This is a genomic window from Mycobacterium sp. E183, assembly GCF_001667735.1.
In the GTDB taxonomy this organism is placed as follows: domain Bacteria; phylum Actinomycetota; class Actinomycetes; order Mycobacteriales; family Mycobacteriaceae; genus Mycobacterium.
The window spans coordinates 16,516-29,799 of the sequence record NZ_LZJN01000084.1 but is presented as its reverse complement, the minus strand read 5'-3'; the positions used below and the strand labels follow the sequence as shown (position 1 = coordinate 29,799).

Below are 13,284 nucleotides of genomic sequence, written 5' to 3'. Positions count from 1 at the left end.
TCAGCGGTCGCCGACCGGTCACTGTGAAGATTTGCTACGTCCGTGTCAAGGCCTTGTTAATGACGACGCACACCCGCCGTCGAACCCGCACCGTAGGAGTACGGCACGCCTTCTGCCGGAACACGATGTGAAAGGAAGCATGTGTTCAAGCCTCTTGTTCCCGCGGTGATCCTTGCTGTTTGTGCCGTCGGACTGGCCGCGCCGGCACAGGCCCAGGGCGGCTTCATCGTGATCGCGGGGTCGGACTCCACCCACGCCGTCGATGTCACCGTCGGCGGCAGTCACGCCAGCCTGGCTGACGTCGAGTCGTACGCGGTCAGCCATTGCGCCGAGAAGCACGGCGCAACCGATTGCCACGTTCTCGCCGAAGGCCGCGGCGGCTGTGTGGCCCTCTCCGACAACGGTCACGGCTTGGTCGGGGGCTGGGGTCCCACCCGCAATGCCGCCGGTGCCGCGGCGGCGGCCAAGGTGGCGTCGGGACAGCCGAACGTCGACGGCACCCGCTGCGTCGTCGACCCGGACCTGATCTCCACCGGGAGTTTCTCGTTCGTGGCCACGCAGTAGCCGCCTCATTTACCAGCCCCACTCGTCATCGTCGAGGACGTCCACGGTGACGGCATTGTCCGCGGGCCTCTTCGTCCCATAGAGGAACGTGAGCAGAGTCTGGTCATCGCCCAGCGGTTCGGTGGCGACGACGGTGGCGTGCCCGATCTTCATCCGGATCCGGTCGCCGGGCTTGAGTTCGTCGACGCGCTTAAGCGGCACGCTCACCCATCAACGCCGCGCACGGTTTTGTCCCCACAGTTGCCATCATCCACGCGGCAACCGAATTCGTCCGGCGAGGGTTGACGAAACGGAGTGGCTGACTCCTGATGTGTTGTCGGGCTGTCAGGATTTGAACCTGCGACCACCTGACCCCCAGACGTAACGGCAGTATCCGTAGGCGTCTGGGGGCGTATTACTTAAGCGTTGTGCCACAACGGATTAACGTTTCCAAGCACAGCTACGAACAAGCACGGAAATTCACGGTCAAATTACCGAATGGCGGTACGGGCACCTTGCACGCCGAGGTGCGTTCGCGACTCGCGTCGGACGACGCTCGACGTCGCCGCGACCGCTTTGAGACTGATGCGAAAGTGGGCGTCGGGCAGTCTGGCGCGAGACGGACCGCACCGAGGGTCTCGACGAACTACTGCCCTCGCAGCGACGCGGACGTCAGGCGACAATCCGTATGACCTCGCCGGGCAGCAGGGATGATGAGCTGCGAGGACACCATTGTGCGTTGACGAGCTCAGCGTCATGGTCATACACTTTAGGCGCAATTGTCCGCGCCTTGGCCCGTCGGGGCATCAATGGAATGTGAGATATCGCGATGAACGTAAGTAGCGCCGCTGCCAACGTCTTCGAAGCTGGCCTGCCCACGTTCAGCTACGACTTCACCGCCACTCCGCAGGACATCCTCGAAGACGTGCGAATTGCGCAATCGCGTGCGCCCATCGCCATTGGCCCGCTCGGTCCGGAAATACTGACTTACGATTTGGCAAGGGATATCCTGCGCGACAGCAAGTTTCGGTTGCCACCCGGACTCACACTGGCAGCGCAGGGCGTCACCTCAGGTCCGCTCTACGACAAGATGATGAGCAGCCTTCTCGGTCTCGACGGTCCGCCACATACTCGCTTACGCAAGCTGGTGTCCAGGGCGTTCACTCCCCGCTCGACCTCACGCCTTCAGGACACCATCCATGAGGTGGTGAACGAGCTGATCGATCAAGTGGTAGAGGCCGGTCGTTGCGACGTGGTGACCGACATCGCGCGGCCCTATCCCACCCCGATCATGTGTGCGCTGATCGGTGCGCCTCGGGAAGACTGGCATCTTTTCGCACAGTGGACCGACCAGATCTTCAAGGCTTTCAACTTTCAGCCCGACGTCACCTTCGATGAAGCCGCGATCATGCGGTCGTGGAGCGAACTGGACGCCTACGTGGATGACATGGTCGCCACACGCCGGAGGCATCTGACTGATGATCTGTTGTCTGAGCTCATACGCGCCGAAAGCGAGGGCGACAGGCTCAATCTGGATGAGCTGCGCATGCTGGTGGCTGGCTTCTTGATGGCGGGGACGGACACGACGCGAAACCAACTGGCCGCTTCGGTGCAGGTGCTGTGCGAGCATCCGGATCAATGGGCGAAGCTCGGTGAGCAACCAGAGCTTGCGATGCAGGCCGTTGAGGAGAGCATGCGGCACTCGCCCGCGGTCTGTATCGCAGTGCGAGCCGCCACCGAGGATGCCGAGTTCGGTGGTTACACGTTCCCGGCGGGCACCTTGGTCGTCGTAAACACCTTTGCCGCCAACCGTGATCCGGCGATTTATGAGAATGCGGATCGGTTCGACATCGCGCGTAAGGACCTGCCCGCGATTCTGACTTTCGGTGGTGGCGCGCACTACTGTCTGGGGGCGAACCTCGCACGCCGGGAATTGGCGGAAGCACTTATAGTCCTCACCCGACGTCTCACCGCACCCCATCGGACCGCTCCGGCGCCGTGGAAATCCCTGCTCGGTATGACCGGCCCCACGACACTTGAGATCGAGTTCGACAGCGAAATGCTTGTGGCAGCGGATGCGTAGTCGCGGCTGGGCGGGTGTCACACCCGCCTCGGACGAGGAGGCAATCGCCCGCATTCTGGATGCGGTAGACGAGGTGATCGCTGAACACGGATCGGCGATACGGCTTGCCGACGTCGCCCGAAGGCTCGGAGTCACTCGTCAGACGGTATACCGGTACTTTCCCAACGCCGACGCGCTGCTCATCGCCAGCGCGATGCGTGCGGTCAACGGTTTCATCGACCAAGTTGTAGACCACGTCAGCGGCCTCAACGACCCGGTCACTGCGATCGTCGAAATCATCTCGTTCGCAGTGGAGAACCTTACCGGCGATCCGCAGTTGGAGAAGCTACTTACCCGGCCACCCGGGGGCGAAGCTGCCACCTCGCTCACCTCCGATACAGCGATCATTTTCTGCTTGTCGGCCTTCCACCGCCTCGACGTCGATTGGCAGCTTCACGGTTTCGACGCCACCGCGCTCAATGAGCTTGCCGAAATGACCTTGCGCACAGTGCATTCGCTCCTGACCGATCCCGGAAAGCGGCAGCGCGACGGAAGCGCACTGCGCCGCTTTGTTGCGCGATGGCTCGGTCCAGCGATCCTCTATCCACGGATGACGTCCTTGCCGGTCCACGAACGGCACGCATCATCGGATGAGCACATCGACCCGGACAGGTGCGCTGAATCGTGAACTTCGGACGAGAGGCCGCCGACGGTGCCACTATCTGACCGACAGGCTGGCAATTACCCTGCAAGGGCGAGCGATCATCTTTCGCCAATGGCATCGACCGTGTCGGGCAAGGTTGCATTCGTTACCGGCGGGGCGTCCGGCATTGGCGCCGCGTTGGCGACCAACTTGGTCGATGGGGGCGCCGAGGTCTGGATCGCCGATCGTCAGATCGGCCCCGCGCAGGATCTGGCGCAACGCCTCAGCGGGGGTGGCACAAAGGCGCACGCGATTGAGCTGGATGTGCGCTGCTACCCATCGTTTGAGCGTGCCGTCGCCGAGGCGGTAGGGCAGTCCGGGCGGATCGACTACCTGTTTAACAACGCAGGCATTTTGGTTGACCGTGAGGTCGACTCGTACACGCTCGATGACTGGAACGACGTGTTCGATGTGAACCTGCGCGGCGTGGTGCACGGCATCCGGGCGGTCTATCCGATCATGATCGGGCAGCACTCCGGCCACATCGTGAACACAGCCTCGATCGCCGGTCTCGCCACCGGCGCAGTGCCGGCCAGCTACGCCGCCACCAAGCACGCCATTGTCGGGATCTCCAAGTCGTTGCGCATCGAGGCCGAGCGCCACGGCGTGCAGGTATCGGTGCTTTGTCCTGGCATGGTCTCGACTCCGATGGTGCTAACGGACAGACATCGGGGGATGGCACCGGGACCAATACAACGCTTTCTAGAAACTTCAAAACCCGAACGGTTCGCCGAGCGCGCCCTTCGTGCCGTGTTGCGGGGGGACGCGATCATTGTGTTGCCGACGTGGTGGAAGGCATTCTGGTACCTGGAGCGGTTCTCGCCCGCGTTGTCGATGCTCGTCGCAAAAGCCATGCTTAAGCAAAAACGCCGGATGCAGTCCACCGCCGCCTGATCTGCTGTCTCATGGCTAGGCACACCGGGTCTGAAACTCGCGTGGGCCGGTACGGTGGGTGATCTTGCCGCCGGGCATGCAGCCATACGTTTCTGCTAGCCACGCTTCGGGCAAAGTATTCCTGAAGTCGGGCTGACAGGATTTGAACCTGCGACCACTTGACCCCCAGTCAAGTGCGCTACCAAACTGCGCCACAGCCCGGAGCCGCCGGATCACCGGCAGCAGGTCGAAAGCCTACCGCAGCCGACCGGCCACCTTCCTAATCGACCTTCCCCAGCGCGGCGTCCACCCTCTCGACCCAGGCCAACAGGGCCGCGGCGAGCTCGGCTTCGCGGCCGTAGAAGCGCTGCGCCGGCACGGGCACACTGACCGCGACCGTGTCCGCCGTCGCGCCCTTGAGCAGCGCGCCCACCGCGCAGACGCCCTCGGTCTGCTCCTCGCGGTCGTACGCGACGCCCTCGGTCCGCACCCGCTCGAGCTCCTTGCGCAGCGCCGCGGGGCCGCTGATGGTGTTAGGGGTCAGCCGGGCCAGTCGGCTCGGCAGGTGCTCGGGCGGCAGGCCGGCCAGCATGGCCTTGCCGTTGGCGCAGCAGTGCAACGGAAACGACTCACCCACCGCGCTGATCGCCCGCAATCGGTGGGGCGAGACCACCTGGTCCACAAAGGTCGCGCGGTCCCCGTCGAGGATCGACAGGTCGACGGTCTCCCCAAGCTCGCGCGACAGCTCCTCCATGAACGGGTGTACGTCCATTACGACGCCCAGGCGCACGGTGCCGGCCATCCGCGCGATCTCCGGCCCCAGCCGATACCCGCCGCGGCCCCCGCGCGCGGCGACCAGGCCCTCGTCGTCGAGCGCGTTGAGGATCCGGCTGACCGTGGAACGCGCCATGCCCAGCCGGTCGCCGATCTCGGCCTGGCTGAGCCCACCCGGGTGCGCCTGCAGCAGCCGCAGCATCTCCGCCGCGCGGGCGATGACCTGAATCCCGGCCCCGTCGGAACTCACGCCGCCCGGCCCGTCTCGATGCGGTAGCTGCCGGTGGGGTCGACGATCGCCACCAGCCGCACGATGCAGCCGTCGCCGCCGACCCAGCGCCACGGGAACGCCGCGAAGGTGACGCGCTTGCCGGTGACCTGGTCCAGGTCGCCGCCGACGTTCTCGAAGCCGTAGATGCCCTTCGACAGGATCGCGCGGTGGCACGGCTCCCATTCCGGGAAGTCGTCGAGCACCCGGCGGCCGGTTTGCTCCTCGTATTCCCTTACCGCCCAGGGCAATAGCCCGCCGGTGTGTTCGGCGGGTCCGTGTGGCGCGATCGAGGTCGCCATCGGGTGGTCGAGCGCCTGGGTGTCGGTGCCGACGGCCTTGACGCCCTTGGCAGCGAACCACTCGCCGGCCTCCTTGTAGAAACCCGGGGAGTCGGCGTAGTACTCCGCGCTGTCGGCATACTTGTGATGCCAGCCGGTGTTGACGACGACGATGTCGCCGGGCCGGATTTCGGGCGTGGCTCTCTCCAGGTCGTCGGCGGTCACCACGCCCCACTTCTCCTTGGGAATCGACACCACGACCCCGGTGCCGAAGAAGGCGCTCAGCGGGATCTCGTGCAGGAAGGGCGTGCCCTCCACGACGTGCGCGGGCGCATCGATGTGGGTGCCGGAATGCATTACGGTGGTGATCTTTTGGGTCAGCACCCGGCTTTTGGCCATGTTGTGCAGACGATCGATCTTGACGTCCTCGAAGTACGGCCAGGCCGGCACGCCGTGACCCCACGGGTGGGACAGGTCGTAGAACTCCAGCTTCGATTCGGCCTCGCCGAGCGGCCACGTGATGCTCATGTCGGTTCCTTTCAGCACGCCGTGTATCCGCCGTCCAGGTACATCACCTGGCCGGTGTAGAAACTGGACGCGTCGCTCAGCAGATAGATCAGTGCCCCGACGAAGTCCTCCGGTTCGGCGAAGCGGCGCAACGGGATTCGCGCGAACATCGCCTCGCGGGTCGCGCGGCCCTTCTCGTCGTCGGCGTACATCCACTCCGTAAGCTCCGAGCGGAAAACCGTTGGGGCGAGCGCGTTCACCCGGATGCCGGCCGGACCCCACTCGGCGGCCAAACTCTTGGCCAGCAGGTCGGTGGCGCCCTTCGACGGGCAGTAGGCGCTGTAGCCCGCGGCGTGCCCCAGGGATCCGCGCACCGACGAAACGAGCACGACGCTGCCGCCGCTCCCCTGCTCGAGCAGGACCCGTCCGGCCGCCTGGCAGACCAGCCAGGCGCCCCGCGCGTTGGCGTCGATCACCTTGTCGAAGTCCTCGACCGCCATCTCGGTGATGGGGGCGACGTGGTTCATGCCCGAGGCGACGAGCACCCCGTCGAGGCGCCCGTGCCGGGCGACCGCCGCCTCCACCATGGCCCGGGCGTCGGCCGGGGTGTCGGGCCGGCGCGCGACCACCGCGGCGTCGTCGATGCCGAGTGCGTCGAGGCCCGCGGCGTTGCCACCGGCCAGCGTCAGCCGGGCGCCGGCTTCGGAGAGCGCCCGGGCCGCGACGCTGCCCAAAGCGCCGGTGGCGCCGGTGATCAAAAGCGACTTGTCCTCGACGCTGAAGCGCGCGGCGGTGGGCGCTTCCTGTGCGATGTTCACCATGCCTCCAATTCCCGCGATACGGGTTGAATCGCCCGTTAGACAAGAAACGTAGGCAGCATCCAGGGTCGAAGTCAACGGACTTCTCCTGTGATGTAGCTTTCAGATTCCGTATCGCGGGATTTTGCGCAGAGTGATATCGCGGGCGCTATCACTTTCGCGAATCGCCGATTGGCCCGGGAGAGACCCGCTCAGCGCCGCTTGGTCCCCCGCTTTTCGCGCACCCGCACGTTGATCCGGATGGGCGAGCCCTCGAACCCGAACGTCTCGCGCAGCCGCCGCTCCAGGAAGCGCCGGTACCCGGCCTCCAGGAAGCCGGTGGTGAACAGCACGAACGTCGGCGGGCGGGCGGTGGCCTGGGTGGCGAACAGGATGCGCGGCTGCTTGCCCCCGCGCACCGGCGGCGGCGTCGCCGCCACCACCTCCTTGAGCCACGAATTCAGCGGGCCCGTCGGGATGCGCATGTCCCACGAGGCCAACGCCGTCTCCATCGCGGGCACCAGCTTCTGCACCGCGCGGCCCGTCCGGGCCGAGATGTTGACCCGTTGCGCCCACCGCAGCTGCACCAGCTCGCGGTCGATCTCACGCTCCAATAGCTCGCGCCGGTCCTCGTCCACCAGGTCCCACTTGTTGAACGCCAGCACCAACGCACGGCCGGCCTCGATCACCATGGACAGCACCCGCTGGTCCTGTTCGGTCAGCGGCTCCGAGGCGTCGATCAGCACGACCACCACCTCGGCCGAGTCGATGGCCGAGTGGGTGCGCACCGAGGCGTAGAACTCGTGACCGCTGGCCTGGCCCACCTTGCGCCGCAGGCCCGCGGTGTCGACGAACCGCCATACCTTGCCGCCCAATTCGATCAGCGAGTCCACCGGGTCGACCGTGGTCCCCGCGACATCGTGCACCACCGACCGCTGATCGCCCGCCAGCTTGTTCAGCAGCGAGCTCTTGCCCACATTGGGCTTGCCGACCAGCGCCACCCGGCGCGGGCCGCCCGGCGCGGGCGCCGCCTCGGACACCTCCGGCAGTGCGGCCAGCACCTCGTCGAGCAGGTCGGCGACCCCGCGGCCGTGGATCGCGCTGATGGCGTGCGGCTCGCCGAGCCCCAGCGACCACAGCGCCGCCGCGTCCGCCTCACCCTTTTCGCTGTCAACCTTGTTGGCGGCCAAAAAGACTGGCTTGCCCGAGCGCAACAGGATCCGGGCGGCCGCCTCGTCGGCCGCCGTTGCGCCGACGGTCGCGTCGACCACCAGGATCACCGCGTCGGCGGTGCGCATCGCCACCGACGCCTGCTCGGCCACCAGCTGCTGCAGGCCCTTGGCATCGGGCTCCCAGCCGCCGGTGTCCTGCACGACGAACCGGCGGCCGGTCCACAGCGCGTCGTAGGACACCCGGTCGCGGGTCACGCCCGGGATGTCCTGCACCACCGCCTCGCGCCGGCCCAGGATCCGGTTCACCAGGGTCGACTTGCCGACGTTGGGCCGTCCGACCACCGCCACGACGGGGGCGGGGCCCGCCTCGGCCTGCTCCTCGAGCTCGGATTCGACCGACTCCCAATCGCTTTCGTCGGTCCAGGTGCCGTCCTGGGTCATCGGACCGCCCCGCTTCGCTGCTTGACCAGCTCCAGCAGGTGATCGATCACCTGCGCCTCGGTCATCTCGCTGGTGTCGACGACCACGGCATCCGGGGCGGCGCGCAGCGGCGACACCGCGCGGGTGGAATCCAGATGGTCGCGGCGGCGCACATCGGCGAGCACCGCGTCGTAGTCGTCGGCCAACCCGGCCGCGACGTTCTGGTCGTTGCGCCGCCGCGCGCGGGTTTCGGCCGACGCGGTCAGGAAGATCTTCACCGGCGCGTCGGGCAGGACGACGGTCCCGATGTCGCGGCCCTCGACCACGACGCAGCCGGGGCCGCCGGCCATTTCACGCTGCAACGCCACCAGCCGGGTCCGCACGGCGGGGACCGACGACACCGCCGACACCGCGCCGGTGACCCGGTCACCGCGGATCTCGGCCGAGACATCCTCTCCCCCAAGAAAAAACACATCACCATCGGGCTGGTAGTCCACCGACATCCGCACGGTTTCCGCGACCCGCGCCACCGCATCGGCGTCGGCGGGATCGATACCGGCACGCAGCACCGCGAGGGTCACCATCCGGTACATCCCGCCGGTGTCCAGGTAGCGGGCCCGCAACGCACGCGCCAATTGCTTTGACACCGAAGACTTTCCGGTTCCCGCGGGCCCGTCGATGGCCACCACCACATCTGAGCTCACAACCCGACCGCCTTGTACAGCTGGCCGATCTCGCCATGGCTCAAGGCCCGGATGCTGCCGGGGCGTTGCTTGCCCAACGACAACGGCCCGATGTCGGTGCGCACCAGCGCCTCCACCGGGAACCCGGCGGCGCCCAGCAGCCGGCGCACGATGCGGTTTCGGCCCTCGTGCAACACCACCCGCACCAGCGTCTTGCCCGGAATGGCGTCCATCACCGCGAAATCGTCGACGCGCGCGGGGCCGTCATCCAATTCGATTCCCGCCTTCAGTGTCTTGCCCACGCCGCGCGGCACCGTCCCGGTCACGGTCGCCAGGTACGTCTTGGGCACCTCGTGCGAGGGGTGCATCAACCGGTGCGCCAGCTCGCCGTCGTTCGTCAGCAGGATCAGCCCCTCGGTGTCGGCGTCCAGGCGGCCGACGTGGAAGAGGTTCTTGTTGCCGCGCACCCGGCGTTCCACCAGGTCGCCGATGCACGGGCGGCCGCGGTCGTCCGACATGGTGGAGTGCATGCCCCGCGGCTTGTTCAGCGCGAAATAGACCAGCGACTCGTCGAGGACCACCCTGGCGCCGTCGACCTTGATCACCGAGGCGTCCGGGTCCACCCGGGTGCCGAGTTCGGTCACCACCCGCCCATCGACCTCGACGCGGCCATCGATGATCATCTTCTCGGCGGCCCGCCGCGACGCAATTCCGGCCTGGGACAACACCTTCTGCAGGCGGATCCCTTCGGTCTCGACCATCAATCCTGGTCCACGTCGAACGTCAGCGCCTGGTCGGGCGCCTGACCGCCGGCGAGTTTGATGAAACGTGGCTCGCTGTCCAGGGATTCGCTCAGGTCCTCGATCGTGTCGACGTCCGGCAGCAGCGGAGCGATGTCGGGCAGGTCGGCGAGCGACGTCAGGCCCAACCGCTCCAGGAACAGGTCGGTGGTGGCGAACGTGACCGCGCCGGTGTCGTCGTCGACCCCGGCCTCGGTGATCAGGCCGCGCGCCAGCAGCGTGCGCATGACGGCGTCCACGTTGACGCCGCGGACCGCGCTGACCCGCGCGCGGGTCACCGGCTGGCGATAGGCCACCACGGCCAGGGTCTCCAGCGCGGCCCGGGTGAGCTTGGACCGCGCGCCGTCCAGCAGCAGCTTCTCCACGTACGGCGCGTACCGGGCGCGGGTGTACATCCGCCAGCCCTCGCTGTTCTGCCGCAGGTCGATGCCGCTGTCCCGTTCGGTGAGTTCCTCGGCCATCTGCTGCAGCCGGGCGGCGACCCGGTATACGGGTTGCTGCGTGGCCGCGCCGAGCGCCTCGGCGGTGACCGGGGTGTCGACCACCAGCAGCAGCGCCTCCAGCACGGAAGCGAGTTCCTCGGGCTCCATCGGCGCGGCTTCGGCGATGTCCGGGATACCGACGTCCAAGTCGACGTCGGGCTCAGATTCGCTCATCATTCGTCCCGCACTTCTACCAAGGCTTCGCTGGCCGGACGTTCCCCGGTCCATGAAATCTGGAGCACGCCCAGCGGCTCCGACTGGTCGAATGCTACCGCCCGGCTCCGATACAGCTCGAGCAGCGCCAGGAAGCGCCCGACGACCTCCATCGGCGCCTCGCAGTCGGCGACCAGCTCGGAGAACGTCGCCCATTGGCCGGTGCCGCGCGACTGCAGGAAAGCCAGCAGCTTCTTGGCCTGCTCGGGCACCGACACCGCCACCTCGTGCAGGTGCCCGATGGACACCGTCGGCACGGGGCGCGGGCTGAACGCGATCGCGGCGATCTGGGCGAAGCGTTCGGCGTCGACGCCCAGCATCACCTCGGGCAGCAGTTCGGTGAACCGGTCCTCCAGCGACACCGCGCGCGGGTAGCTGCGCAGCGCGGTGGCCTCCAGCTCGGCGAACATCTCGGCGACGTGCTTGAACGCGCGGTACTGCAGCAGCCGGGCGAACAGCAGGTCGCGCACCTCCAGCAGCGCCAGATCCTCCTGGTCGTCGACCTGCCCGGCCGGCAACAGCCGGGCGGCCTTGAGGTCGAGCAGGGTCGCGGCGACCACCAGGAACGCGGTGGTCTCCTCGAGGTCCAGCTGGGAGCCGATCTCACGGGTGTAGGCGATGAAGTCGTCGGTCACCTGGTGCAGCGCCACCTCGGTGACGTCGAGGCGGTGGGCGAAGATCAGCTGCAAGAGCAGATCGAACGGCCCCTCGAAATTGGTCAGGCGGACTTGAAAGCCGTTGTTGGGTGGCGCCTCACCGTTCGCGCTGGCCGTCACGCGCCGAATCGGTCGATGAACTCGCGGGCCAGGGCGCGGTAGGCGATGGCGCCCGTGGACCGCGGAGCCCAGGTGGTGATCGGCTCGCCGGCCACGCTGGTCTCCGGGAATCGGACCGTGCGGGTGATGACGGTGTCGAACACCAGGTCGCCGAAGCGCTCCACCACCCGCGCCATCACCTCGCGCGAGTTGACGGTGCGCGGGTCGTACCGGGTGAGCAGGATCCCGCTGATCTCCAGCTTCGGGTTGAGCCGGTCGCGCACCTTGTCGACGGTGTCGGTCAGCAGCGCCAGCCCGCGCAGCGAGAAGAACTCGCACTCGGTGGGAATCACGACGCCGTCCGCGCACGCCAGCCCGTTCACGGTGAGCAAGCCCAGCGACGGCTGGCAGTCGATCAGGACGTAGTCGTAGCGGTCCAGCACCGGGTGCAGCGCCCGCCCCAGGGTCTGCTCGCGGCCGACCTCGTTGACCAGCTGGATCTCGGCGGCCGACAGGTCGATGTTGCTGGGCACCAGGTCCATGTGCTTGACCCGGGTCTGCAGCAGCACGTCGTCGATCGACACCCGCGGCTCGACGAGCACGTTGTGAATCGTCTTCTCCAGCTCGTAGTGCGGGACGCCCAGGCCCGCGGACAGCGCTCCCTGCGGGTCCATGTCCACCAGCAGCACCCGCCGGCCGTATTCGGCGAGCGCGGCGCCCAGGTTGATCGTCGACGTGGTCTTCCCGACGCCGCCCTTCTGGTTGCACATCGCGACGACCTTCGCCGGGCCGTGCGAGGTGCGCGGCTGCGGTTCCGGGATCGCCCGCGGCGGCCGCCCGGTCAGACCGAGCTCGACGCCGCTGTCCGGCTGCTCAGTCATCATGGCGGGGGTGTTCGGGAGGTGAACATCGACCGAAAGTCTAACGGGTTCGCGCGCGGAAGCCGGGCGACCCGCAGGCAATTCAGCAGCCAATTTCGCCGGATTTGCGCAGGTAGCGGGCGTAACGGCGGTCATCTGCAACAGCAGTCACACCAGCATCACTGGAACGGGTCGAGCGGCGCCGGTGCGCGCCGAGATTGCCGTGGTGGTTGCGATTCCGGCGCCCCGACGACCTTGGTGGCAATCTCGCCGCCCGCACTACTGTGGCGGCATGGACCTCAAGCGACGGATTCCCCTGCTGCGATGGTCGGTCTGGCGGATGGCGACCGGGGCGCGCAACATCACCACGACGGGTCAGATCGGCGACGGCCGCGAGGCCGCGGCCGTGGACTACGTCCTGCGCAACGCCAGGGCCGGCGACATCGACGACGTGCTGGCCACCATCGACAAGTTCGCCTACGAGAAGTCGATGCTGATCAACGTCGGCGACGAAAAGGGGCAAATTCTCGACGCGGCCGTCCGCCGCTCCGACCCGGCGGTGGCGCTGGAGTTGGGCACCTACGTCGGATACGGCGCATTGCGCATCGCCAGGGCCGCCCCGAGCGCGCACGTGTACTCCGTCGAACTCGCCGAGGCCAACGCCGCCAACGCGCGGCGGATCTGGGCCCACGCCGGCGTCGCCGAGCGGGTGACGTGCGTCGTGGGCACCATCGGCGACGGCGGGCGCACCCTGGACGCGCTGGCCGACGAGCACGGCTTCGCGCCCGGCGGCCTCGACTTCACGTTCCTGGACCACGACAAGGACGCCTATCTCGACGACCTGCGCAGCATCATGGCCCGCGGTTGGCTGCGCCCGGGCGCGATCGTGGTCGCCGACAACGTCCGGGTGCCGGGCGCGCCGAAGTATCGCGAGTACATGCGCCAGCAGCAGGGCAAGCAGTGGAACACCGTCGAGCACAAGGCGCACCTGGAATACCAGTCGCTGGTCTCCGATCTGGTGCTGGAATCCGAGTACCTGGGCTGAATTCTCCCGCCGAGCAGACGCAAAATCGCCCATTCCGGGTCGAAAG

Annotated in this window: 15 protein-coding genes and 1 tRNA gene; 5 read left to right on the top strand and 11 right to left on the bottom strand. The window is 67.3% G+C overall.

The features are described from left to right. The first annotated feature begins 141 nt into the window (after window positions 1-141). Window positions 142-564 carry a DUF4189 domain-containing protein gene (locus A5691_RS08565; RefSeq protein WP_067750401.1) on the top strand — a complete coding sequence of 141 codons (423 nt, stop codon included), beginning with the start codon at window positions 142-144 and terminating at the stop codon, window positions 562-564. Window positions 565-573: 9 nt separating this feature from the next. On the opposite strand, the gene A5691_RS08560 is transcribed toward A5691_RS08565, so the two are convergent. After that, window positions 574-771 carry a hypothetical protein gene (locus A5691_RS08560; protein ID WP_067750399.1) on the bottom strand — a complete coding sequence of 66 codons (198 nt, stop codon included), beginning with the start codon at window positions 769-771 and terminating at the stop codon, window positions 574-576. Between the two features lie 601 nt (window positions 772-1,372). Here A5691_RS08560 and A5691_RS08555 point away from each other — a divergent pair. From A5691_RS08555 to A5691_RS08545, 3 genes are all read left to right on the top strand, one after another. Beyond that, window positions 1,373-2,626 (top strand): cytochrome P450, encoded by a 1,254-nt coding sequence (locus A5691_RS08555; RefSeq protein ID WP_067750395.1) that lies wholly within the window; start codon window positions 1,373-1,375, stop codon window positions 2,624-2,626. After that, window positions 2,619-3,293 (top strand): TetR/AcrR family transcriptional regulator, encoded by a 675-nt coding sequence (locus tag A5691_RS08550; protein WP_067750393.1) that lies wholly within the window; start codon window positions 2,619-2,621, stop codon window positions 3,291-3,293. The genes A5691_RS08555 and A5691_RS08550 overlap by 8 nt, the downstream gene beginning before the upstream one ends. Before the next feature lie 87 nt (window positions 3,294-3,380). Beyond that, the gene (locus A5691_RS08545; RefSeq protein ID WP_068015100.1) at window positions 3,381-4,202 is read left to right on the top strand and encodes an SDR family oxidoreductase; all 822 of its coding nucleotides are present in this window, start codon (window positions 3,381-3,383) and stop codon (window positions 4,200-4,202) included. Window positions 4,203-4,329: 127 nt separating this feature from the next. Here the strand turns inward: A5691_RS08545 and A5691_RS08540 are convergent. From A5691_RS08540 to A5691_RS08495, 10 genes are all read right to left on the bottom strand, one after another. After that, window positions 4,330-4,403, bottom strand: a tRNA-Pro gene (locus A5691_RS08540). A 58-nt stretch (window positions 4,404-4,461) separates the two neighbouring features. Beyond that, window positions 4,462-5,205 carry an IclR family transcriptional regulator gene (locus A5691_RS08535; RefSeq protein WP_067750389.1) on the bottom strand — a complete coding sequence of 248 codons (744 nt, stop codon included), beginning with the start codon at window positions 5,203-5,205 and terminating at the stop codon, window positions 4,462-4,464. Beyond that, entirely contained in the window at window positions 5,202-6,032 is an 831-nt protein-coding gene (locus tag A5691_RS08530) for a cyclase family protein (protein WP_067750428.1), read from the bottom strand. Before A5691_RS08530 ends, A5691_RS08535 begins: the two co-directional genes overlap by 4 nt. An 11-nt stretch (window positions 6,033-6,043) precedes the next feature. After that, a complete protein-coding gene (locus A5691_RS08525) occupies window positions 6,044-6,832 on the bottom strand; it encodes an SDR family NAD(P)-dependent oxidoreductase (RefSeq protein WP_067750387.1) in 789 nt (262 codons plus the stop codon). A gap of 188 nt (window positions 6,833-7,020) precedes the next feature. Continuing rightward, window positions 7,021-8,421 (bottom strand): ribosome biogenesis GTPase Der, encoded by a 1,401-nt coding sequence (gene der, locus A5691_RS08520; RefSeq protein WP_067750385.1) that lies wholly within the window; start codon window positions 8,419-8,421, stop codon window positions 7,021-7,023. Then, complete coding sequence (gene cmk, locus A5691_RS08515; protein WP_067784239.1) at window positions 8,418-9,104, bottom strand: (d)CMP kinase; 687 nt, start codon at window positions 9,102-9,104, stop codon at window positions 8,418-8,420. Before cmk ends, der begins: the two co-directional genes overlap by 4 nt. Then, complete coding sequence (locus A5691_RS08510; RefSeq protein ID WP_067750383.1) at window positions 9,101-9,844, bottom strand: pseudouridine synthase; 744 nt, start codon at window positions 9,842-9,844, stop codon at window positions 9,101-9,103. The genes cmk and A5691_RS08510 overlap by 4 nt, the downstream gene beginning before the upstream one ends. Next, window positions 9,844-10,539 (bottom strand): SMC-Scp complex subunit ScpB, encoded by a 696-nt coding sequence (scpB, locus tag A5691_RS08505; protein WP_067750381.1) that lies wholly within the window; start codon window positions 10,537-10,539, stop codon window positions 9,844-9,846. The genes A5691_RS08510 and scpB overlap by 1 nt, the downstream gene beginning before the upstream one ends. Then, window positions 10,539-11,354, bottom strand: coding sequence for a segregation/condensation protein A (locus A5691_RS08500; protein WP_067750380.1), 816 nt, complete (start codon window positions 11,352-11,354; stop codon window positions 10,539-10,541). The genes scpB and A5691_RS08500 overlap by 1 nt, the downstream gene beginning before the upstream one ends. Then, window positions 11,351-12,214 carry a ParA family protein gene (locus tag A5691_RS08495; RefSeq protein ID WP_067281774.1) on the bottom strand — a complete coding sequence of 288 codons (864 nt, stop codon included), beginning with the start codon at window positions 12,212-12,214 and terminating at the stop codon, window positions 11,351-11,353. The genes A5691_RS08500 and A5691_RS08495 overlap by 4 nt, the downstream gene beginning before the upstream one ends. A gap of 271 nt (window positions 12,215-12,485) precedes the next feature. On the opposite strand from A5691_RS08495, the gene A5691_RS08490 reads away from it, so the two are divergent. Further along, complete coding sequence (locus A5691_RS08490; protein ID WP_067750378.1) at window positions 12,486-13,238, top strand: O-methyltransferase; 753 nt, start codon at window positions 12,486-12,488, stop codon at window positions 13,236-13,238. Window positions 13,239-13,284 lie beyond the last annotated feature (46 nt).

Excerpts from the sequence above, each read along its gene's own strand:
- A5691_RS08555 (WP_067750395.1), top strand. The coding sequence starts at position 1,373 with ATGAACGTAAGTAGCGCCGCTGCCAACGTCTTCGAAGCTGGCCTGCCC.
- A5691_RS08550 (WP_067750393.1), top strand. The coding sequence starts at position 2,619 with ATGCGTAGTCGCGGCTGGGCGGGTGTCACACCCGCCTCGGACGAGGAG.
- A5691_RS08545 (WP_068015100.1), top strand. The coding sequence starts at position 3,381 with ATGGCATCGACCGTGTCGGGCAAGGTTGCATTCGTTACCGGCGGGGCG.
- A5691_RS08530 (WP_067750428.1), bottom strand. The coding sequence starts at position 6,032 with ATGAGCATCACGTGGCCGCTCGGCGAGGCCGAATCGAAGCTGGAGTTC.
- A5691_RS08525 (WP_067750387.1), bottom strand. The coding sequence starts at position 6,832 with ATGGTGAACATCGCACAGGAAGCGCCCACCGCCGCGCGCTTCAGCGTC.
- der (WP_067750385.1), bottom strand. The coding sequence starts at position 8,421 with ATGACCCAGGACGGCACCTGGACCGACGAAAGCGATTGGGAGTCGGTC.
- A5691_RS08510 (WP_067750383.1), bottom strand. The coding sequence starts at position 9,844 with ATGGTCGAGACCGAAGGGATCCGCCTGCAGAAGGTGTTGTCCCAGGCC.
- scpB (WP_067750381.1), bottom strand. The coding sequence starts at position 10,539 with ATGAGCGAATCTGAGCCCGACGTCGACTTGGACGTCGGTATCCCGGAC.
- A5691_RS08495 (WP_067281774.1), bottom strand. The coding sequence starts at position 12,214 with ATGACTGAGCAGCCGGACAGCGGCGTCGAGCTCGGTCTGACCGGGCGG.
- A5691_RS08490 (WP_067750378.1), top strand. The coding sequence starts at position 12,486 with ATGGACCTCAAGCGACGGATTCCCCTGCTGCGATGGTCGGTCTGGCGG.